The 20,577-nt window shown below is 71.5% G+C and carries 16 protein-coding genes and 1 pseudogene; 4 read left to right on the top strand and 13 right to left on the bottom strand.

Going from position 1 to position 20,577, the window contains the following annotated elements; genetic code table 11:
* Window positions 1-9: 9 nt before the first annotated feature.
* The 11 genes and pseudogenes from ACIQU3_RS06640 to iolC form a co-directional block, all read right to left on the bottom strand.
* Window positions 10-243: a hypothetical protein gene (locus ACIQU3_RS06640; protein ID WP_403726402.1), complete on the bottom strand. Its 234-nt coding sequence runs from the start codon at window positions 241-243 to the stop codon at window positions 10-12.
* A gap of 189 nt (window positions 244-432) precedes the next feature.
* Entirely contained in the window at window positions 433-672 is a 240-nt protein-coding gene (locus ACIQU3_RS06635; protein ID WP_403726405.1) for a hypothetical protein, read from the bottom strand.
* A 265-nt stretch (window positions 673-937) separates the two neighbouring features.
* Window positions 938-1,192: a hypothetical protein gene (locus ACIQU3_RS06630; RefSeq protein WP_403726408.1), complete on the bottom strand. Its 255-nt coding sequence runs from the start codon at window positions 1,190-1,192 to the stop codon at window positions 938-940.
* Window positions 1,193-1,544: 352 nt separating this feature from the next.
* The gene (locus tag ACIQU3_RS06625; protein ID WP_403726411.1) at window positions 1,545-2,411 is read right to left on the bottom strand and encodes an ABC transporter permease; all 867 of its coding nucleotides are present in this window, start codon (window positions 2,409-2,411) and stop codon (window positions 1,545-1,547) included.
* Window positions 2,408-5,065, bottom strand: a complete 2,658-nt coding sequence (locus ACIQU3_RS06620) for a CocE/NonD family hydrolase (RefSeq protein ID WP_403923637.1) — start codon at window positions 5,063-5,065, stop codon at window positions 2,408-2,410. Before ACIQU3_RS06620 ends, ACIQU3_RS06625 begins: the two co-directional genes overlap by 4 nt.
* Window positions 5,066-5,262: 197 nt before the next feature.
* A complete protein-coding gene (locus ACIQU3_RS06615) occupies window positions 5,263-6,651 on the bottom strand; it encodes an APC family permease (RefSeq protein ID WP_403923634.1) in 1,389 nt (462 codons plus the stop codon).
* A gap of 197 nt (window positions 6,652-6,848) precedes the next feature.
* Window positions 6,849-8,351 carry a CoA-acylating methylmalonate-semialdehyde dehydrogenase gene (gene mmsA / locus ACIQU3_RS06610; RefSeq protein ID WP_403726423.1) on the bottom strand — a complete coding sequence of 501 codons (1,503 nt, stop codon included), beginning with the start codon at window positions 8,349-8,351 and terminating at the stop codon, window positions 6,849-6,851.
* A 14-nt stretch (window positions 8,352-8,365) separates the two neighbouring features.
* Complete coding sequence (gene iolD, locus ACIQU3_RS06605; RefSeq protein WP_403923631.1) at window positions 8,366-10,249, bottom strand: 3D-(3,5/4)-trihydroxycyclohexane-1,2-dione acylhydrolase (decyclizing); 1,884 nt, start codon at window positions 10,247-10,249, stop codon at window positions 8,366-8,368.
* Window positions 10,250-10,335: 86 nt separating this feature from the next.
* A pseudogene (locus tag ACIQU3_RS06600) lies at window positions 10,336-10,449 on the bottom strand (5-deoxy-glucuronate isomerase); the annotation flags it as partial.
* 133 nt (window positions 10,450-10,582) lie between these two features.
* Window positions 10,583-11,464, bottom strand: coding sequence for a deoxyribose-phosphate aldolase (locus ACIQU3_RS06595; protein WP_403923628.1), 882 nt, complete (start codon window positions 11,462-11,464; stop codon window positions 10,583-10,585).
* A complete protein-coding gene (gene iolC, locus ACIQU3_RS06590; protein ID WP_403726434.1) occupies window positions 11,461-12,411 on the bottom strand; it encodes a 5-dehydro-2-deoxygluconokinase in 951 nt (316 codons plus the stop codon). The genes ACIQU3_RS06595 and iolC overlap by 4 nt, the downstream gene beginning before the upstream one ends.
* 499 nt (window positions 12,412-12,910) lie before the next feature.
* Here iolC and ACIQU3_RS06585 point away from each other — a divergent pair, with 499 nt between their 5' ends.
* Window positions 12,911-13,111 carry an AlpA family transcriptional regulator gene (locus ACIQU3_RS06585; protein WP_234847426.1) on the top strand — a complete coding sequence of 67 codons (201 nt, stop codon included), beginning with the start codon at window positions 12,911-12,913 and terminating at the stop codon, window positions 13,109-13,111.
* Window positions 13,112-13,169: 58 nt separating this feature from the next.
* Here ACIQU3_RS06585 and ACIQU3_RS06580 read toward each other — a convergent pair whose 3' ends face one another.
* Window positions 13,170-14,213 (bottom strand): zinc-dependent alcohol dehydrogenase family protein, encoded by a 1,044-nt coding sequence (locus ACIQU3_RS06580; protein ID WP_403923625.1) that lies wholly within the window; start codon window positions 14,211-14,213, stop codon window positions 13,170-13,172.
* 131 nt (window positions 14,214-14,344) lie between these two features.
* Window positions 14,345-16,642, bottom strand: coding sequence for an MMPL family transporter (locus tag ACIQU3_RS06575; protein WP_403923622.1), 2,298 nt, complete (start codon window positions 16,640-16,642; stop codon window positions 14,345-14,347).
* Between the two features lie 160 nt (window positions 16,643-16,802).
* Here ACIQU3_RS06575 and ACIQU3_RS06570 point away from each other — a divergent pair, with 160 nt between their 5' ends.
* The 3 genes from ACIQU3_RS06570 (at window position 16,803) to ACIQU3_RS06560 (ending at window position 20,165) form a co-directional block, all read left to right on the top strand.
* Entirely contained in the window at window positions 16,803-17,480 is a 678-nt protein-coding gene (locus tag ACIQU3_RS06570) for a TetR family transcriptional regulator (RefSeq protein WP_403726445.1), read from the top strand.
* Between the two features lie 69 nt (window positions 17,481-17,549).
* Window positions 17,550-17,789: a heavy-metal-associated domain-containing protein gene (locus ACIQU3_RS06565; RefSeq protein ID WP_366709113.1), complete on the top strand. Its 240-nt coding sequence runs from the start codon at window positions 17,550-17,552 to the stop codon at window positions 17,787-17,789.
* 138 nt (window positions 17,790-17,927) lie between these two features.
* Window positions 17,928-20,165 (top strand): heavy metal translocating P-type ATPase, encoded by a 2,238-nt coding sequence (locus ACIQU3_RS06560; protein WP_403923619.1) that lies wholly within the window; start codon window positions 17,928-17,930, stop codon window positions 20,163-20,165.
* Window positions 20,166-20,577 lie beyond the last annotated feature (412 nt).

The following is a 20,577-nucleotide window of genomic DNA, read 5'->3' as shown; positions in this document are numbered from 1 at the left end:
GTGGTGCGATCAGCTTGCGGGCGCAGTCGTCTGCGTGCAGAAGTTGCCGATGTTGGTGACACTGTCACCGAGGACGCTGATCGGCGCGTTGACCGTGAGGAGGGAACCCCCGTCGAATTCCTGCTCGCAGTGCAGAAGCTGGGCGTTCTCGACGGTGGGACGGGGCGCGGGCGGGTCACCCGCGCAGTCGGCGTGGGCGGCCCCGGCGGCGACGAGACCGACACCGCTGATCGCACTCGTCATGAGCATTACCTTGTTGAACCTGCGCACCCGTGTCTCCTAGTAGCTTTTGGCCGATGTGGCGCTGTGGCCCCGATCGGCATGGATAGGGCGTGGCGTATTACCCGCCGACGCCCGCTGAACGTTGGCTGCCCGAACCGAGGAGCGGGTCTCGCATCGCGCACGAGACCCTGCCACTCGGCATTCCGCGGGTCAGTCCTCTACGGCGACCTGCGCGCAGAAGTTGCCGGTGTTCTGGCTGTTGTCGTCGCCGACGGTCACCGGGTTGATCGGGGCGAAGGCAAGCCCACCGTCGAACGACTGCTCGCACTCCATGATCTGCACGTTGTCGACGAGGATCGGGCCGTCGCCGGCGCTGGCGACACCGCTGCCGACCACACCCAGGCCGCCGACCATGACCGCCACGGCCGCGACCGTCTTGAGCTTCTGCATTGTTTCTCCGATTCATTCACGAACACGGCATCCTTACGCACCGTGTTTGATTCGTCACAGACGCTAGCATGCGCGCGCGCTTAATCACCATTCCCGACACACCCATTTGGGCGCACCCATTCCGGCTATACGGCTCGGAAAAAAATGCAGAGCGGAGGGAATCACACTCGGTGACGGAGAGCAGGGATTATGAATACAAACCAGAAAACAGATAGAGGGCCTCGCACCATTCATGCGAGACCCTCTTTTGAAGCTGTGGGGACAATCAGTCCTCTACGGCGACCTGCGCGCAGAAGTTACCGGTGTTCTGGTCGTTGTCACCGGTGACAGCGCCGGTCACGGGCGCGAAGGCGGCACCAGCGTCGAACTCCTGCTCGCACTGCAGCACCTGCAGGTTGTCGACGGCAACACCCGGGAACGGGTCGGAGTAGCCGCCGTTGGCGCTGGCAACTCCACCGCCGGCCAGGCCAATGCCACCGACCATGACGGCCAGGGCCGCTGCCTTCTTGAACTTGTGCATGGTGTCTCCATTTTTCTCACGCACACGACCCTCCTTACGGGCCGTGTCCGACTGGTTACAGAACATAACACAGGACTCACCTACCGCCCCATTTCCGGCACACCCGATGGAGTGGCCGCAATCGGACAACTCATCATCTTTTCTTCCATAGGACTACCTTCCGAACCTGCGGGTCGCGCAGGTGGCGTTGCGGCGAGGTGCCTACGTGAGCAGCGGGAAGGCAGTGATCGTCAGCGGCCGGAAGCACTGTCGACCGACGTGGTCACCGAACTCATCGCGGAGAAGGGCCCGTCAGGGCATGAACGACACCAGGGGCGGCTTGCCGGTTCGGCCGGTGGAGTCCTGCGTCGACCTAGGAGACGACGTCCTTGCGGGCGAAACCGCGGAAGGCCAGGGCGAACAGCACGAGCGCGTACGTGACGGAGACCGACGCGCCCTGGATCATGTCCGTCCACTCCAGCTGCGGCCGGACGGCGTCCAGCCAGGCGTACTGCCAGTGCGCCGGCAGGAAGTGGCGCCAGTCGCCGAGGGCCGTCACCTCGTCGAGGACACTGCCGATGATGGTGAGGAACACCGCCCCGCCGACCGCGCCGAGCGGGGCGTCGGTGCGGGTCGACAGGCAGAACGCGAGGGCCGCGGTCACCAGTTGGGACACCATGATGTACCCGACGACGATCAGCATGCGCTGCACCGCGGTGCCGGTGGGCAGGCTGCCGCCGGTGGGCAGTTCGAGCGGTCCCCAGCCGTAGGCGGCCGTGCCCACGGCGAGGGCGACGACCGGGAGCAGCACCAACGCGGCCAGGCTCAGGGTGAGTCCGACCGCCAGCTTGGACCACAGCAGCCGGGCCCGGGGCACGGGGGCGGCGAGCAGATAGCGCAGGGACGACCAGCTCGCCTCCGAGGCGACGGTGTCCCCGCAGAACAGGGCGACCGGGATGACGAGCAGGAAGCCCGCGGCGGAGAAGAGGTTGACGGCGGCGAAGTTCGCCCCGGACGCGGTCGCCGTGTCCATGAGGTTGACGCGGTTGTTGTTGCCGCCCGGGTCACCGCCGACCTGGAAGGCGATCAGCAGGATGATCGGCAGGGCGAACAGGACGCCGCCCATCACCATCGTGCGGCGCCGCTTCAGCTGCCGGACCAGCTCGACGCGGAAGGGCAGGGTGCGGCCCGCGCGGTAGCCGTCGGCCACCGCGACGGGCGGCTCGGCGAGCTTGCTCATGCTTCGGCTCCGATCAGGGTGAGGAAGGCGTCCTCCAGGCGGCGGTGCGGGCCGACCGACGTGACGGCCACGTCCAGCCGTACGAGCTCGGCGACCAGGCGCTGCGGGGTGCCGTCGGCGTCGAGGCGGACCAGGAGGCCCTCGTCGACGCGTACGGCGGAGGCGACTCCGGGCAGGGCCGCGACCTTCTCCACGACGGGCTCGTCCACCGGCGTGGCCGTGCCCACCAGGAGGGTGTCGCCCGAGCCGACGATGTCCGCGACCGGGCCCGCCTGGACGAGCTGTCCGTGGTCCATCACGACCAGGTGGGTGCAGGTCTGCTCGACCTCGGCGAGGAGGTGGCTGGAGACGATGACCGTACGGCCTGCGGCGGCGTAGCGGATCATCACCTCGCGCATCTCGCGGATCTGGGGCGGGTCCAGGCCGTTGGTCGGCTCGTCGAGGATGAGCAGATCCGGCAGGCCGAGCATGGCCTGGGCGATGGCCAGGCGCTGGCGCATGCCCTGGGAGTAGGTGCGCACCGCGCGGGCGAGGGCGTCGCCCAGGCCCGCGATCTCCAGGGCCTCCTCCAGGTGCGCGTCCTCGGCGGGGCGGCCGGTGGCGCGCCAGTACAGCTCCAGGTTCTCGCGGCCGGACAGGTGGGGGAGGAAGCCCGCGCCCTCGACGAAGGCGCCGACCCGGGAGAGGACCGGGGCGCCTGCGCTGATGGCGTGGCCGAAGACGCGGATCTCGCCGCCGTCGGGCCGGATGAGTCCCATCAGCATGCGCAGGGTGGTGGTCTTGCCCGCCCCGTTGGGGCCGAGCAGGCCGAGTACCTGGCCCTGTTCCACGCGGAAGGAGAGGTCCTTGACGGCGTACCGGTCGGCGGACTTCGCGTACCGCTTGGTCAGATCCGTGATCTGGAGGGGGACTTCGGCCAGGGCCGGGTCCGGCGGGGCGGGGGCGGTCGTGCGGCGGCGGCCGGTGAGGATCAGCACGAGCGCGACGCCGGCGCCGGCCGGCGGCAGCCACCACACCCAGGCGGGCAACCCGTCCTGGGTGTCGCGCTGCCCGAGGGCCGAGGGGACCTTCAGGTCGCCCTCGAGGGAGACGGTGTAGGTCGCCGGGGTGGCCGGGGAGGCGTAGCCGAGGTCCGTCGAGGCCAGGACCAGGCGCAGCCGGTGGCCGTCGTCGACCTCGTGGTCGATCGCCGGGAGGGTGACGGTGACGTCCTTGCCGGCCTTGGCGCCCTCGACCCGGACGGGTGTGACGAGCTGCGAGGGCAGTACCGGCTGGGTGCGGCCGCCGGGGCCGACGTCGTAGAGCTTCGCGAAGAGGACGGCGTCGTCGCCGGTGGACTTCACGCGGACGGTCGCGGTGGGCGAGCCGGTGATCTGGAGGTCCTCGCGCAGCGGCGCGGACTCGAACGCGGCGAACTGGCCGGGGAAGTCCAGGGAGACGCCGATGCCGAGCGTGGAGAGCCGGCTGAGGCCTCCGGCGCCGCCGAGGCCCGGCAGGGCGGACACGCCGGGCGGGCTGGCGCCGGGAGGGTTGTCGAAGCTCTGTTCGCGGCCGGCCAGGGACAGGGAGCGCTGCTTGCTCTCCAGGCCGGGGTAGTGGTCCGACGTCACCCCGGTCAGGCGGGGTTCGCCGTCGCCGGAGCCCTGGCCGAGGGTGCGGCTGACGCGGAAGGCGGGGCCGGTGTCGGTGCCCTTGTCGTCCTTGAGGTAGCGGTCGAACCAGGACGTCACGCGGCCTTCGATCCGGCCGGTCTCCATGTCGCCGCCGTCATGGCCCCCGGCGATCCAGTCGACGTCGACGGGGGCGCCGTTGGCCCGGATGGCCCGCGCGGCCCGGTCGGCCTGGCCGAGCGGGAAGAGGGAGTCGGACTGGCCCTGCGACAGCAGGGTCGGCACCTTGATGTTCTTGCCGACGGCGGACGGGGAGCGTTCGCTGAGCATCTTCCGCGCCTCGGCGTCCGGCTTGCCCGACTCCGCGACCCGCTCGTACATCCGGCACAGTGCGGGCTCGAACTTCTCGCAGCCGCCGCCGGAGTTGACGAAGATGCCGGCCCAGAGCTTCTTGAACACGCCGTTGGGGAAGAGGGCGTCGGCGAGGTTCCAGTAGGTGATCGCCGGGGCGATGGCGTCGACACGGTCGTCGTGGCCCGCCGTGAGCAGGGCGATGGCGCCGCCGTAGGAGGCACCGGCCATGCCGACGCGGGGGTCGCCCTTCTTGTCGAGTTCGACCTGGGGCTGCTCGGCCAGCCAGTCGATGAGCTTCGAGACGTCGGCGACCTCGCCCTCGGGGTCGTTCAGGCCGATCTTCCCGTTCGACTTGCCGAAGCCGCGGGCCGACCAGGTCAGGACCGCGTAGCCGTCCCGGGCGAGGTCCTGGGCCTGCCGGCGTACGTCGTTCTTGCTGCCGCCGAAGCCGTGCCCGAGCAGGACGGCGGGGCGGCGGTGGTCTCCTCCTGTGGTGAAGAAGGAGGTGTCGATGCGGATGCCGTCGCCGGTGGGCAGGGTCCGGTCCTCGCGGTGGACCGGGGGTGTCTCGTCGTTCGCGACGGCCGTCCACGTTCCCGCGCCGGCCAGGACGGCGACGGCGGCTCCGGCGGCCAGGAGCCGCCGGGGCCTCCGCAGCAGCCCGGGGAGGCCGGGCAGTCGAAGATCCATGCGTCAACGGTACGGGGTGAAGCTGTCGAAGAGTTGTCGACCGGAGGCCGAAGTGCGGGGCCTTCCAGGGGTGTACACGGAGTTTTCGGCGTACTGCGGGTGGTGTACGGGGGGCGAGCTCGGGAGGTTCCGTGCTTGTACCGGGTGCGGGTGCGTTGGGGTTGTTCGCGCAGTTCCCCGCGCCCCTGAAGGGGCCCTTATGCCTCCGGCACCGACACCAGCCAGCGGGTCTCCCTGCGCGGGCGGAGGTACAGCGCCCAGTACAGGGTCGCCGCCGCCGTGATGCCGCCCGTCCAGAGCAGGTACGTCGTCTCCTGCTGGATCAGGATGTAGAGCAGGACGACGATCAGGAGGAGGGGGGCCGTCGGCCACAGGGGCATGCGCCAGGCATGGGTGTGCTTGTGGTGGCCCCGGCGGGACAGCAGCGCGGCGATCGCGACGAGCAGGTACATGCCCGTCACCGAGACGCCCGTGACGCCGTACAGGGTGTCCAGGTTCACGAAGCACAGGGCCGCGCCGGGGACGCCGACGGCGAGGGTGGAGACCCAGGGGGAGCCGAAGCGGCCGAGGCGGGAGAAGAGGGTGTTGACCGGTCCGGGCCAGGCCTTGTCGCGGGCCGAGGCGAACAGGACGCGGGAGTTCTGGATGACCATGACGATGCCCGCGTTGATGATCGCGAGGGCCACGCAGAGGCTGACGAACGTACCGACGGCCGAGTTGGACCAGGCCGTGACCATGGTGCTGATGTCCCCGCTCGTCAGGGCGGCGAGGTCCGGGGCGCCCAGGGTGATGGCGGCGACCGGGACCAGGATGATCACGGTGGAGAGGGCGAGGGTGGCCAGGACCGTGCGGGCCACCGAGCGGCGGGGGTTCTCCAGTTCCTCGGAGAGGTAGACCGCCGTGGAGAAGCCCTGCGTGACGAACAGGGCGATCGCGAGGCCGGAGACCACCAGGAGGGCCGTGACGGCGTCCGGGGCGCCTTCCGGACCCGCCACCTGCATCGAGACCAGGCTGCCTGCGCCGCGCTCGGCGTGCGTGAAGCCCAGGACCGCCACCACCGCCGCCGCGATGACCTCCAGGACCAGGAAGACGCCGGTGATCCAGGCGTTGGCCCGCAGGTCGAGCAGACCGGCCAGGGTCGCCAGAAGCATCACCGAGGCGCCCGTCCAGGACGGGTCGAGGTGGACGAGGGGGGCGAGGTAGTCGGCCGTGCCCATCGCGATGACCGGCGGGACGATCAACACGACCAGCAGGGAGAGGACGAACACCAGCCAGCCCGCGAGCCGTCCGGCCATCGTCGAGACCATGGCGTACTCGCCGCCCGCGCTGGGGACGAGGGTGCCCAGCTCCGCGTAGCAGAAAGCCACCGCCACGCAGAGCAGCGAACCGATGGCGATGGTGAGGGCGGTGGCGGTGCCGAGCGAGCCGAACAGGTCGGGGACCACCACGAACAGGGTGGAGGCGGGGGTCACGCAGGACAGGGTGAGGAGGGTGCCGCCGACGACTCCGATGGAGCGCTTCAGCTTCTTGGGGCCGCCCGCCGCCTGCGCGACGGCGGCCTCGACAGGGGTGAGGGTGTCGGTCACGTGGGGGATGCAACATCGACGGAAACCGTCACGTCAATGGGTACTGACCTACGAAATCCGTAGCAAAATGATCTCCATGGCGCGGTTTAGCGTTGCTTCCGCGCTTCTGCGCCACGGATCCGCCGGGTGCGGGAACCGTAGGCGGGGCGCGCAAAAAAGTGGGGCCGTCCGCGATGCGGACGGCCCCGGCACCCGTGTCAGTGGTTGCGCGGGAAGCCCAGGTCGACGCCCGCCGGGGCGTCGGCCGGGTCCGGCCAGCGGGTGGTGACGACCTTGCCGCGGGTGTAGAAGTGCGTGCCGTCGTTGCCGTAGATGTGGTGGTCGCCGAAGAGCGAGTCCTTCCAGCCGCCGAAGCTGTGGTAGCCGACGGGGACCGGGATCGGGACGTTCACGCCGACCATGCCGGCCTCGACCTCCAGCTGGAAGCGGCGGGCCGCGCCGCCGTCCCGGGTGAAGATCGCGGTGCCGTTGCCGAACGGCGAGGCGTTGATGAGGTCCAGGGCCTCCTCGTACGTCTCGGTGCGCAGCACGGTCAGCACCGGGCCGAAGATCTCGTCCTGGTAGGCCTTCGCGGACGTGGGCACCTTGTCGAGCAGCGAGATGCCGATCCAGTGGCCGTCCTCGAAGCCGTCGACGGTGAAGCCGGTGCCGTCCAGGACGACCTCGCAGCCCTCCGCTGCCGCGCCCTCGACGTAGGAGGCGACCTTGTCGCGGTGGACCTTGGTGATGAGCGGGCCCATCTCGGAGGCCGGGTCGTCGCCGGGGCCGATCTTGATCTTCTCGGCGCGCTCGCGGATCTTCTCCACGAGCTCGTCGCCGATCGAGCCGACCGCCACGACCGCGGAGATGGCCATGCAGCGCTCGCCCGCCGAGCCGTACGCGGCCGAGACGGCGGCGTCGGCGGCCGCGTCGAGGTCGGCGTCCGGGAGGACCAGCATGTGGTTCTTGGCGCCGCCCAGGGCCTGGACGCGCTTGCCGTTGGCGGAGGCGGTGGTGTGGATGTAGCGGGCGATCGGGGTGGAGCCCACGAAGGAGATGGCCTTGACGTCCGGGTGCTCCAGGAGGCGGTCGACGGCCACCTTGTCGCCGTGGACGACGTTGAAGACACCGTCGGGCAGGCCCGCCTCGGCGAGCAGCTCGGCGATCTTGACGGACGCCGACGGGTCCTTCTCGGACGGCTTCAGCACGAACGTGTTGCCGCAGGCGATGGCGATGGGGAACATCCACATCGGCACCATCGCCGGGAAGTTGAACGGCGTGATGCCGGCGACGACGCCGAGCGGCTGGCGGATCGAGGACACGTCGACGCGGCTGGCGACCTGTGTGGACAGCTCGCCCTTCAGCTGCACGCTGATGCCGCAGGCCAGGTCGACGATCTCCAGGCCGCGGGCGACCTCGCCGAGGGCGTCGGAATGGACCTTGCCGTGCTCTGCGGTGATCAGCTCGGCGATCGCGTCCCGGTTGGCGTCCAGCAGGGCGCGGAACTTGAACAGGATCGAGGTGCGCTGCGCCAGCGAGGACTGGCCCCAGGTCAGGTAGGCCTCCTTGGCGGCGGCGACCGCCGCGTCCACCTCGTCGACCGAGGCGTACGCGACCTTCGTCGTCACCTCGCCGGTCGCCGGGTTGGTCACCGGCCCGTGCGTGCCCGAGGCGCCTTCGACGGTCTTGCCGCCGATCCAGTGGTTGACGATCTTCGTCATGGCCGGGAACTCCTTCACAGATGGCGGCGTCGGGTGGAGACGTGCCGTTCGTACAGCTCACGTGCCTTGACCGCGGACGGCCGTGTCGCGGTCTCGGCCACAGGTACATCCCACCAGGCCTGCGCGGGAGGCGCGCCCGACACTGTGTCTGCCGTTTGGGTCTCGACGTAGACACATGTGGGAGTGTCGGCCGTCCGGGCCTCGGCGAGGGCCTCGCGCAGGTCCCGGACGGTCTTCGCGCGCAGGACGCGCATGCCGAGGCTGGCCGCGTTGGCGGCGAGGTCGACGGGCAGCGGCGCCCCGGTGTGGGAGCCGTCCTCGGCCGGGAAGCGGTAGGCGGTGCCGAACCGCTCGCCGCCCACCGACTCGGACAGACCGCCGATCGAGGCGTAGCCGTGGTTCTGGATGATCAGGACCTTGATCGCGATGCCCTCCTGCACGGCCGTCACGAGCTCCGTGGGCATCATCAGGTACGTGCCGTCGCCGACCAGCGCCCAGACGGGCCGGTCCGGTGCGGCCATCTTCACGCCGATGGCGGCCGGTATCTCGTAGCCCATGCAGGAGTAGCCGTACTCCAGGTGGTACTGGTCGCGCGACCGCGTCCGCCACAGTTTGTGCAGGTCGCCGGGGAGGGAGCCGGCGGCGTTGATCAGGATGTCCGACGCGTCCGCGATCTCGTCCAGGGCACCGAGGACCTGGGGCTGGGTCGGCCGGGTGTCGGGTTCGTCCACCTCGTAGCAGGCGTCGACGCGCTGCTCCCAGCGCTCCTTGTCCTCCGTGTACTCGGTGGCGTACGTGCCGGCGACCCGGTGGGCGTGCAGGCGGAGGGCGCCGGTGAGCTCCTGCAGACCGCTGCGGGCGTCCGCGACCAACGGCTGACCGGCGAGCTTGTGGCCGTCGAAGGGCGCGATGTTGAGGTTGAGGAAGCGGACGCCGGGGTTGCCGAACAGCGTGCCGGAGGCGGTGGTGAAGTCGGTGTAGCGGGTGCCGACGCCGATCACCAGGTCGGCGGTGCGGGCGAGTTCGTCCGCGGTGGCGGTGCCGGTGTGACCGACACCGCCGACGTCCTGGGGGTGGTCATGGCGCAGGGAGCCCTTGCCGGCCTGGGTGGAGGCGACCGGGATTCCGGTGGCCTCGGCGAACTCGGCGAGGGCCTCCTCGGCGCGACTGTGGTGGACGCCGCCGCCCGCGATGACCAGGGGCCGCTTCGCCGCCCGGATCGTCTGCACCGCCTCGGCGAGTTCGGCCGGGTCCGCGCCGGGCCGCCGTACGGTCCAGACCCGCTCGGCGAAGAACTCCTCGGGCCAGTCGTACGCCTCGGCCTGCACGTCCTGGGGCAGGGCGAGGGTGACGGCGCCGGTCTCGACGGGGTCGGTGAGCACGCGCATCGCGTTCAGCGCGGACGGGATCAAGGCCTCGGGCCGGGTGAGCCGGTCGAAGTACTTCGACACCGGGCGCAGGCAGTCGTTGACCGACACGTCGCCCGCGTACGGGACTTCCAGCTGCTGCAGGACCGGGTCGGCGGGGCGGGTCGCGAAGACGTCGCCGGGCAGGAGCAGCACCGGAAGGTGGTTGACGGTCGCGAGGGCGGCGCCCGTGACGAGGTTGGTGGCGCCCGGGCCGATGGACGTCGTCACCGCGTGGGTGGACAGCCGGCCCGACTGGCGGGCGTAACCGACCGCCGCGTGCACCATGGCCTGCTCGTTGCGGCCCTGGTGGTAGGGCATCTCCTCGGTGTGTTCGAGGAGGGCCTGGCCGATCCCGGCGACGTTGCCGTGGCCGAAGATGCCCCAGGTGGCGCCGATGAGCCGCTGCCGGTCGCCGTCACGTTCGGTGTACTGGGCCGACAGGAAGCGCACGAGCGCCTGTGCGACCGTCAGTCTCGTCGTCGAGGTCATCGGTGTCCCTCCCTGTGGGTGGTCACGGATACGCGACGGTCACCACGAACGTTCACACGGCGGGGCGGTGTGCGCCTCGTGCGGGAGACCTCCGGCGCGGGGCCGTAGCGGGCGGGGAGTCGTCGCTCGCACTTCGCTCCTGCCAAAGCAAAGCGGCTTCCCGCGCCGGAGGCGATCTGGACCCGGGACCTGCCCGGGATGGGGAACGGCCGGGCTTCCGGGCCGCACGGAAGAGGGACCTGCCGGACTTCCGCGCCTCCACCCGGGCGCGGAAACTCCCGGTCTTCCGTGCCGTCGGCCGTGGTGAGGGCGTGGGTGGTCATGAAGCGGCCCTCACAGCAGTCCGACGGCGGTGTCCACGGCGGCGGCCACATCGCCGTCCGCCGGATACAGCAGCGAACGGCCGACCACCAGCCCGCGCACGGTGGGCAGTTGCAGGGCGCCGCGCCACTTCTCGTACGCCCCGTCCTGGTCGTCCCCGACCTCCCCTCCGAGCAGTACGGCGGGCAGGGTGGAGGCCGCCATGACCTCGGCCATGTCGTCGGGGTTCTCGGTGACCGGCACCTTCAGCCAGGTGTAGGCGGACGTGCCGCCCAGGCCCGAGGCGATGGCGATCGACTTGGTGACGGCCTCGGCGGAGAGGTCGTTCCCGAGCTTGCCCTCGGGGGTGCGGCGGCTGAGGAACGGCTCGACGAAGACGGGGAGTCTCCGGGCGGCCATGTCGTCGATCGCGCGGGCGGTGGACTCCATCGTGGTGAGGGAGCCCGGGTCGTCGTAGTCGATGCGCAGGAGCAGCTTGCCCGCGTCGAAGCCGAGGCGCTCGATGTCCTCGGGGCGGTGGCCGGTGAAACGGTCGTCGAGTTCGAAGCTCGCGCCCTGCAGCCCACCGCGGTTCATCGAGCCGAGGACGACCTTGCCGTCCAGGGCGCCGAGCAGGAGCAGGTCGTCGAGGATGTCCGCGGTGGCGAGGACGCCGTCGACCCCCGGTCGGGACAGGGCCAGGCAGAGGCGTTCGAGGAGGCCGACGCGGTTGGCCATGGCCATGCTGCGGCCGCCGACCCCGAGGGCGCCGCGGGCCGGGTGGTCGGCGGCGACGACCATCAGGCGGCCGTCGCGGTTCAGCAGTGGCCGGCGGGTGCGGCGGGCGGCGGCCTCGGCGATCGCCTCCGGGCGGTGGCTGCGCAGGTTGACGAGTTCGGAGATGTCCACGCTCACCGCACGGCCCCCGCGGTGACGGCCGCCTCGATCTCGGCCGGGGTGGGCATCGCGGAGGAGCACTCCAGGCGGGAGGCGACGATGGCGCCGGCGGCGTTGGCGTGCCGCATGGTCTTCTCCAGGTCCCACCCGGCCAGCAGGCCGTGGACGAGACAACCGCCGAAGGCGTCTCCCGCGCCGAGTCCGTTGAGGACGTTCACCGGCAGCGGCGGGACCTCGGCGCTCTCACCGGCGCGGTTCACCGCGAGGACGCCCTTGGGGCCCTGCTTGACGACGGCGAGTTCGACGCCCGCGTCCAGGAGGGCCCGGGCGGCGGCGTGCGGTTCGCGTACGCCCGTGGCGACCTCCACCTCGTCGAGGTTGCCGACGGCGACAGTGGTGTGGCGCAGGGCCTCCGCGTAGAAGGGACGGGCGGCGTCGGGGTCGGTCCAGAACATCGGACGCCAGTCGAGGTCGAAGACGGTCGTGCCGGCCTTGCCGCGGTGGGCGAGGGCCGCGAGGGTCGCCGTACGGCTGGGCTCCTCGCTCAGGCCCGTGCCCGTGACCCAGAAGACCCGGGCGCCACGGACGGCGTCGAGGTCGAGTTCGTGGGCGTCGATCTCCAGGTCGGGGGCCTTGGGCCGGCGGTAGAAGTACAGCGGGAAGTCGTCCGGCGGGAAGACCTCGCAGAAGGTCACCGGGGTGGGCAGGCCGGGCACCGGGGTGACCCAGCGGTCGTCCACGCCGAAGTCCCGCAGGGCCTGGTGGAGGTAGGTGCCGAAGGGGTCGTCGCCGGTGCGGGTGATCACCGCGGTCCGCCGTCCCAGGCGGGCCGCCGCGACCGCGACGTTGCTCGCCGAGCCGCCGAGGAACTTGCCGAAGGACGTGACCTGCGGCAGCGGGACGCCGGTCTGCAGTGGATACAGGTCCACTCCGATCCGCCCCATGGTGATCAGGTCGTACGTCATCGGTGTCCCCTCGATGCTCGGCTCTCCCCGGCTTTCTAGCCCCCTCTCGAAGCCCTGTCAATGTTTTGTCCAGACATTCGGACCAGATCGTGACAGCGCTTTCCGTCTGTCGCCGTCCGTTGCGCGCCTTCCGAGGTCCGCGTCCGCGTCCACGGGCGCACCCGGTCCCGCGTTCGTGCCCTCACAGTTCCGTAGTCTTCAGCCCCGCGCCCCGGCCCGCCTCTCCGGACGGCCTGCGACCGGCGGCGTGTGCGGCGTCAAGGCGCCCCGCCGCCGACCCCGCGCGCGTCTTTGCCCCGGCTGTGTCACAAACACTCCGGCCCTGTCACACATGTCGCGTGTACGCGGGTCTTCCGTCACACCCGGCCCACAGGGCCTGCCCCGTCTCACCATCGCGTCGTTGACCGGACACAGGCTTGTTGATCGCCAGCGCAGCGCCCGGCTCCCCCGGACGGCCGTCCACGGCCGCCGCCGTGGTGCGCGCGGGGAGGTGCACGTCATGACCGACCGCAGACTCTGGTCCTACAAGGAGATCGCAGCGCACATCCGGGTGCAGCCGGACACCGTGCGGTCCTACCGCAAACACGGGCTGCTGCCCCCGCCCGACCACGTCGAGGGCGGCAAGCCCTACTGGTACGCCGACACGGTCCGGGCCTGGGTCGCCTCCCGGCCCGGCAACCGCGGCCGAAGAGCCGACTGACCGCCTCGCCCGGCCCCGTGCCCCGTCCTCGCGTGGGGCACGGTCGTCCGCCGGTGCGTCAGCTCCACGGCTCGATGACCGTGGCTCCCGCACCCGGCGCCGTGCCCATCGCCGACAGCGCCGCCGGGGCCTCGTCCAGCGCGATCGTCGACGTCACCAGCAGGTCGGGGCGCAGCACACCGCCGCGGACCAGCTCCAGCATCGGCGGGTAGCCGTGCGCGGCCATGCCGTGGCTGCCGAGCAGTTCGAGCTCCAGGGCGATCGCGCGCGCCATCGGCACGGGTGTGGTGCCGTCCGGCGAGGGCAGCAGACCGACCTGGACGTGCCGGCCGCGGCGGCGCAGGCCGTTCACCGAAGCGGCGCAGGTGACGGGTGAACCCAGGGCGTCGAGGGAGAGGTGGGCGCCGCCGCGGGTGACGTCCCGGACGGCCGCCGCGGTGTCGGGTACGGACGCGGCGTCCAGACACTGCGCCGCCCCGAACGTGCGCGCCAGGTCCAGGGCCGCGGCCGACACGTCGACGGCCACGACCCGCGAGCCCGACGCCGCCGCGATCATCACCGCCGAGAGGCCGACCCCGCCGCACCCGTGGACCGCCACCCACTCCCCCGCCGTGACCCGGCCCTGCTGCACCACCGCCCGGTACGCGGTGGCGAACCGGCAGCCGAGCGAGGCCGCCGTCGCGAAGGACAGTTCCCCGGGGAGTGCCACGAGGTTGACGTCGGCGTGGTCCAGCGCCACGTACTGGGCGAAGGACCCCCAGTGGGTGAAGCCGGGCTGGGTCTGGCGCTCGCACACCTGGTGGGCTCCCGCCGCGCAGGACGGGCAGGTGCCGCAGGCGCAGATGAACGGCACGGTGACCCGGTCCCCGGGCCGCCATCGGGTCACCCGGGCGCCTGTCGCCTCGACGACCCCGGCGAGTTCGTGCCCGGGTACGTGCGGCAGTGTGATGTCCGGGTCGTGGCCCTGCCAGCCGTGCCAGTCGCTGCGGCACAGCCCCGTGGCCTCCACCCGCACGACGACTCCGTGCTCCGCGGGCTCGGGATCCGCCACGTCCCGCACCTCGGCCGGCTCCCCGTACCGCTCGAACACCACGGCCCGCATGACTACCGCCTTCCGTTCGCACCCGGGGACCGGGCCGCCCGCTGTGCACGCGCGGCCCGGTCCGGCCCGCCTCGGGGGCACGCTAGCCCGTGGCACGGACCGGTGTCGGGCGGGCCCCGGGCGGCGGGGCGTCATCTCCGGGACCCGACCGTGTCCCTGGCTGATTCCCCGCCCTTCGCCGGCCCCCCGTCCGTGCCCGGTCCCCCGTCCGTGCCCGGCTCCCCGTCCATGCCGGGTTCCCCGTCCGTCACCGGTCCCCCGTCCGCCGCCGGTTGCTCTTCTGCCTCGCTCAGTCCGAAGCGCGCGTGGAAGCGGCGCAGCGGGGCCGGGGCCCACCAGGTGGCGCGGCCCGTGAGGCGCATGACCGCGGGGACCAGGAGGCTGCGGACGATCATCGCGTCCATCAGGACCGCCAGGGCGATGCCCAGCCCGAGCATCTTGGTGTTGGTCACCCGGGAGGTGCCGATCGCGACCATGACCACGGCCAGGATGACCGCCGCCGCGGTGATCAGCCCGCCCGTGCGCTGCAGGCCGTGCCGCACGGACCGGTCGTGGTCGCCGGTGTGGTCGTACTCCTCCTTGATCCGGGACAGCAGGAACACCCCGTAGTCCATGGAGAGGCCGAACGCCACGCAGAACATCAGGACCGGCAGGGTCGTCTCGATGGAGCCGGGGGTGGTGAAACCGAGCAGGCCGGACAGGTGGCCGTCCTGGAAGACCCAGACGACCGCGCCGAACATGGCCGTGAGGCTGAGCGCGTTCAGCACGACCGCCTGGATCGGTATCAGCACGCTGCCGGTGAGGAGGAAGACCAGGAGCAGGGTGACGATCGTGATGAAGACGGCCGCGAGGGACAGACGCTCCCCGATGGCGTCCTTGGAGTCGACCAGTACGGCCGCCGTGCCGGTCACCTCGGTGCGGAAGGGGGCGTCGACGTCGCGCAGTTCGCCGACGAGACGCTGCGCCTGATCGCCGACCGCCTCGCCCTTCGGCAGCACCGTGAAGTACGCGGAGTCGCCCTTCACCAGCGGACCGTCCACCCGCAGCACATCGGGAAGCCGGGCGATCCGCTCCCGGTAGGCGCCGTACCGGGCCTCGGTCGCAGGGCCCACGGCCAGCACTTCGAGGCCGCCGCCGGGGCTTCCCGGGAAGCCCTCCCGGATGTGCTGCTGCACGACGTGGGACTCGGAGACCGCCGGCAGCTGACGGTCGTCGGCGGTGCCGAACTTCACGCCCAGGAAGGGCAGTCCGAGCAGGACGAGGACGGCTGTGGTGCCGAGCGCGAAGATCGGGGCGCGGCGCATGACGAGCGTCGCCGTACGCGCCCAGGCGCCGCTCTCCTCCCCGGCCGGTTCCGCCCGGTGGCCCCGCCGGAACACACGGCGCAGGTCCCAGGAGTTGACCCGGTGCCCGAGCAGCGTCAGCGCGGCCGGGAGCAGGATCAGCGCGGCGGCCGCGGCCAGCAGGACGACCGCGATCCCGGCGTAGGCGAAGGAGCGCAGGAAGTACTGCGGGAAGACCAGCATCGCGGCCAGGGACACCGCGACGGTGAGGGCGGAGAACAGCACGGTGCGGCCCGCTGTGCGCAGCGTGGTGCCGATCGCCGTCACGGGTTCGGCGCCCGTCGACAGTTCCTCGCGAAAGCGGCGGACGATGAACAGGGCGTAGTCGATGGCGAGGCCGAGACCGAGGGCCGTGGTGAGGTTGATCGCGAACACGGACACGTCGGTGAATCCGGTGAGGCCGCGCAGGATCGCGTTGGTCCCGAGAATGGCGACGATGCCGATGCCGAGCGGCAGCAGGGCCGCGACGGCGCTGCCGAAGACCATCACGAGCAGGACGAGTGTGATCGGCAGGGCGATGAGCTCGGCCCGGGTCAGGTCCTCCTGGATGATCGTCTGCATCTCGTGCCGTACGGCGACCGGGCCGCCGACCGTGACCTCCGCCGGGCCGTGTGCGCCGCGGTAGTGGGGCGCGAGGCGCTCCAGGGTCTCGCCGGCGGTCTTCTCGTCGCCGGTGATGCGCGCGGCGATCAGCGCCTCGTGGCCGTCGCGCGAGCGCAGGGCCTCGGCGCGGGACTGCCAGTAGGAGCCGATGCCGGTGACGCCCCGCTCGCCCGCCAGCCGCTCGGTGAGCCGCTCGGCCTCGGCGGCGACGGCCGGGTCGTCGACCGAGGCGTCACCCGCGTCGACGAGGAGGAGCAGATTGGGCTGGGAGCCGGGGAACTCGCGCTCCAGGGCCTTGGTCGCGTGGGTGGACTCGGCGGCCGGGTCCTCCCAGCCACCGGCACCGAGCCGGTCGGCCACGCCGCTGCCGGCCAGCACCGCGAGCGCGGTGAGCACCAGCGCCACCAGCAGCGACAGTCTGGGCCGGGCGGTGACGAAACGGGTCCAGCCCCGGACGCGCGGTGGTGTGTTGACTTCGGTCATCGTGCGGTGTCCCCTTCACCGAGACCCGTGTCCAGGCGCAGCCTGACAGCATGGAACTGCCAAGAACCGGCAAACACGAGAGATCGCTCGCATTTCTGGGTCCAGAATGCGAGTGACCGCTCGCGTTTGTCAATCACGTGATCAGACCTGGGGATAACGCGTGCCCGAGAAGCCCGAGAAAGCCGGTACCGAGACGACGGCGGCGACCACCGAAGACCGGCCGCGCCGCCGCCAGGCCCGCGGCGAGCGCCGCATCACCCAGCTGCTCGAGGCCGCCGCCGCGGTGTTCTCCACGACCGGCTACACGGCCGCCAGCACCAACGCCATCGCCCGCGAGGCAGGCGTCTCCCCGGGCACGCTGTACCAGTTCTTCCCGAACAAGGAAGCGATCGCGATCGAGCTGGGCAGCCGGCTCATGCACGAGATGCGGCAGTCGTACGACGAGGTCCTGACCCCGATCGATCCCGCGGCGACCCCGCTGGAGGAGGTGATCACCGGGGCCGTCGACCGGTTCATCGAGTTCAACGGCCGCCACCCGGCGTTCTTCGCGCTGATGCACGGCCCCGACATCCCGGGCCGCATCGCCGAGGAGCACGACGCGCTGCACACCACCCTGGTCGCCCGGGTCGAGGCACTCCTCACCCCGTTCGTGCCCGACGCGTCCGCCCCGGCCGTCACCCGTACCGCCCGGATGTGCGTCGGCATCTACAAGGCCGGGCTGGAGCTGATCCTGGCCCACGAGGGCGCCGAGCGGGAGGCCTACGTACAGGAGCTGAAGGAGGCCCTCCTGCGGTATCTGCGACCGCTGGCGGGGACGTCGTGCACCGATACCCCCTAGGGGTACAGTGGACGGTGCGGGTCCCCAGCGGGCCCCACAGCCCCACCTGCCTCTGCGAGGAGTAACGACATGACCGCCCAGACCGACACCACGGGCCCCGTCACCACCGTCTTCAAGGTGAGCGGCATGAGCTGCGGACACTGCGAGGGCGCGGTGTCCGGCGAGATCTCCCGGATCCCCGGCGTGAGCTCGGTGACGGCCGTCGCCAAGTCCGGCGAGGTCACCGTCGTCTCCGCCACCCCGATCGACGACGAGGCCGTGCGCTCCGCCGTCGACGAGGCCGGCTTCGAACTGGCCGGCCGGGCCTGAGCAACCCGAGTCCGGCGGCCGGCGAGGTCTGAAACGCACCGGTCCTGGCACTCGTACCCGTGTACGGGCCGTACGCCGCCGCCGCGGCCCGTACGGCCCGTCGCGCTTCCCGGGCGCGCGCATCACTGGAGTGAGGACATGACCAGCACCACCGCCCCGGCACCGGCCGACCGTGAGCCGGCCCTCGCCGAGGTCGAGCTGCTCATCGGCGGGATGACCTGCGCCTCCTGCGCGGCCCGCGTCGAGAAGAAGCTCAACCGCATGGCCGGCGTGACGGCCACGGTGAACTACGCGACGGAGAAGGCCCGGGTCGCCTACCCGGAGGGCACCGAGGTCGCCGACCTGATCGCCACCGTGGCGAAGACCGGGTATACCGCCGAGGAGCCCGCGCCCCCGCGGGAGGAGACCGCCGAGGCCGACGAGGACCCCGAGCTCTCCGCCCTCCGGCGGCGCCTCACCGTCTCCGCCACCCTCGCCCTGCCCGTGATCCTGCTGGCGATGGTCCCGGCCCTGCAGTTCGACAACTGGCAGTGGCTCTCGCTCACCCTCGCCGCACCGGTCGTGGTCTGGGGCGGACTGCCCTTCCACCGGGCCGCCTGGACGAACGCCCGGCACGGCGCGGCCACCATGGACACGCTGGTCTCCCTGGGCACCCTTGCCGCGTTCGGCTGGTCCCTTTGGGCGCTGTTCCTCGGTGACGCGGGCATGCCCGGCATGCGGCACCCGTTCGAGTTCGCCATCGCACGCGGGGACGGCGCCTCCACCATCTATCTGGAGGTCGCCTCCGGCGTGACCGCCTTCATCCTGCTGGGCCGCTGGCTGGAGGCCCGTTCCAAGCGCAGCGCCGGAGCCGCGCTCAGGGCGCTGATGGAGATGGGCGCCAAGGACGTCGCCGTACTGCGGGACGGGCGCGAGGTGCGGATCCCGGCGCAGCGGCTGACCGTCGGCGACCGGTTCGTCGTGCGGCCCGGGGAGAAGATCGCCACCGACGGCACGGTCGTCGAGGGAACCTCCGCGGTGGACGCCTCGATGCTGACCGGCGAGTCGGTGCCGGTGGACGTGACGGCCGGGGACGCGGTCACCGGCGCCACGGTCAACGCGGGTGGCCGGCTGGTCGTCGAGGCCATCCGGGTCGGCGCCGACACGCAGCTCGCGCGGATGGCGCGGCTGGTGGAGGACGCGCAGAACAGCAAGGCCGAGGCACAGCGGCTCGCCGACCGGGTCGCGGGGATCTTCGTACCGGTGGTCCTGCTGATCGCCGTCGCGACGGCCGGGGCCTGGCTCGGGCTGACCGGGGACGCTGTCGCCGCGTTCACGGCGGGCGTCGCGGTCCTGATCATCGCCTGCCCGTGCGCCCTGGGTCTGGCGACGCCGACCGCGCTGATGGTCGGGACCGGGCGCGGCGCCCAGCTCGGCATCCTGATCAAGGGCCCGGAGGTCCTGGAGTCCACGCGCCGGGTCGACACCGTCGTCCTGGACAAGACCGGCACGGTCACCACCGGCCGGATGACCCTCCAGGGGGTCCACGTCGCCGAGGGCACCGACGAGAAGGAGGTGCTGCGGCTCGCGGGCGCCGTCGAGCACGCCTCGGAGCACCCCGTCGCCCGGGCGATCGCGAGGGGCGCCGAGGAGAGTTCGGGGCCGCTGCCGGACGTCGAGGGGTTCGAGAACGTCGCCGGACGGGGCGTACGGGGGCGCGTGGAGGGCCGTGAGGTCGCCGTGGGGCGGCTCTTCGACGACATACCGCCCGAGCTGGCCCGCGCGCGGGACGAGGCCGAAAAGGCCGGGCGCACGGCCGTCCTGGCCGGCTGGGACGGGACGGCACGGGCCGTGCTGGCCGTGGCGGACGCGGTCAAGGAGACCAGCGCCGACGCCGTGCGGGAGCTGCGCGCGCTGGGGCTCACTCCGGTGCTGCTGACCGGCGACAACCGGACGGTGGCCGAGGCGGTGGCGGCCTCCGTGGGGATCGGGCAGGTGATGGCCGAGGTCCTGCCCGAGGACAAGGTCGCCGCAGTACGGCGGCTGCAGGCCGAGGGGCGGGTCGTCGCCATGGTGGGCGACGGCGTCAACGACGCGGCCGCGCTCGCCGCCGCCGATCTGGGGCTGGCGATGGGCACCGGCACGGATGCGGCGATCGAGGCGGGCGATCTGACACTGGTCCGCGGCGATCTGCGGGTGGCCGCGGACGCGATCCGGCTGTCCCGCCGGACGCTGGCCACGATCAAGGGCAATCTGGTGTGGGCCTTCGGCTACAACGTGGCCGCGCTGCCGCTGGCCGCCGCGGGTCTGCTCAACCCGATGATCGCCGGGGCCGCGATGGCGTTCTCGTCGGTCTTCGTCGTGACGAACAGTCTGCGGCTGCGGACATTTCGGTGAAGTCGCCCGAATTCCCCCTAAGTTCACGGCGAACATGATTTGAGCCCCTCTGGAGTCCCGGGCCCGGCTCACATAAGCTCTTCACAAGGCTCGCGCATCATCCTTACGCTTGGGTTTCGGACGAAATATCCGGGCTCTTGCGTATCTAACGGACATATGCAAGAGACGCAGATCACAGTGATGTGAACGTAACCATCTGAGGGGTTCGACGGTCTAAGTTGACGATGTCGGGGAGCGTCTTGGGGGGCGCCACCTGGCATCTGGAGATGTCTTGGGGGACTTCTCCAGTTGGGGGTACCTCCCGGCTCGAACGAAGTTGAGAGCTTGGGGGCGCGTAGCCGGGGCACGTACGCCGGGAAGCTTTGAGCGGCCCTCCCGGGCGTGCGCTGTCCCGGCAGATCGCACCTCACAG

Origin of the sequence: Streptomyces sp. NPDC101110 (assembly GCF_044759525.1) — a bacterium.
Classification (GTDB): domain Bacteria; phylum Actinomycetota; class Actinomycetes; order Streptomycetales; family Streptomycetaceae; genus Streptomyces.
The sequence above is the reverse complement of the archived record's forward strand: the minus strand, read 5'-3'. Positions and strand labels throughout refer to the sequence as shown.

Bases quoted from the DNA above. Each gene is read 5' to 3' on its own strand.
- ACIQU3_RS06640 (WP_403726402.1), bottom strand. From the start codon at position 243: ATGACGAGTGCGATCAGCGGTGTCGGTCTCGTCGCCGCCGGGGCCGCC.
- ACIQU3_RS06635 (WP_403726405.1), bottom strand. From the start codon at position 672: ATGCAGAAGCTCAAGACGGTCGCGGCCGTGGCGGTCATGGTCGGCGGC.
- ACIQU3_RS06630 (WP_403726408.1), bottom strand. From the start codon at position 1,192: ATGCACAAGTTCAAGAAGGCAGCGGCCCTGGCCGTCATGGTCGGTGGC.
- ACIQU3_RS06625 (WP_403726411.1), bottom strand. From the start codon at position 2,411: ATGAGCAAGCTCGCCGAGCCGCCCGTCGCGGTGGCCGACGGCTACCGC.
- ACIQU3_RS06620 (WP_403923637.1), bottom strand. From the start codon at position 5,065: ATGGATCTTCGACTGCCCGGCCTCCCCGGGCTGCTGCGGAGGCCCCGG.
- mmsA (WP_403726423.1), bottom strand. From the start codon at position 8,351: ATGACGAAGATCGTCAACCACTGGATCGGCGGCAAGACCGTCGAAGGC.
- iolD (WP_403923631.1), bottom strand. From the start codon at position 10,249: ATGACCTCGACGACGAGACTGACGGTCGCACAGGCGCTCGTGCGCTTC.
- iolC (WP_403726434.1), bottom strand. From the start codon at position 12,411: ATGACGTACGACCTGATCACCATGGGGCGGATCGGAGTGGACCTGTAT.
- ACIQU3_RS06585 (WP_234847426.1), top strand. From the start codon at position 12,911: ATGACCGACCGCAGACTCTGGTCCTACAAGGAGATCGCAGCGCACATC.
- ACIQU3_RS06580 (WP_403923625.1), bottom strand. From the start codon at position 14,213: ATGCGGGCCGTGGTGTTCGAGCGGTACGGGGAGCCGGCCGAGGTGCGG.
- ACIQU3_RS06575 (WP_403923622.1), bottom strand. From the start codon at position 16,642: ATGACCGAAGTCAACACACCACCGCGCGTCCGGGGCTGGACCCGTTTC.
- ACIQU3_RS06565 (WP_366709113.1), top strand. From the start codon at position 17,550: ATGACCGCCCAGACCGACACCACGGGCCCCGTCACCACCGTCTTCAAG.
- ACIQU3_RS06560 (WP_403923619.1), top strand. From the start codon at position 17,928: ATGACCAGCACCACCGCCCCGGCACCGGCCGACCGTGAGCCGGCCCTC.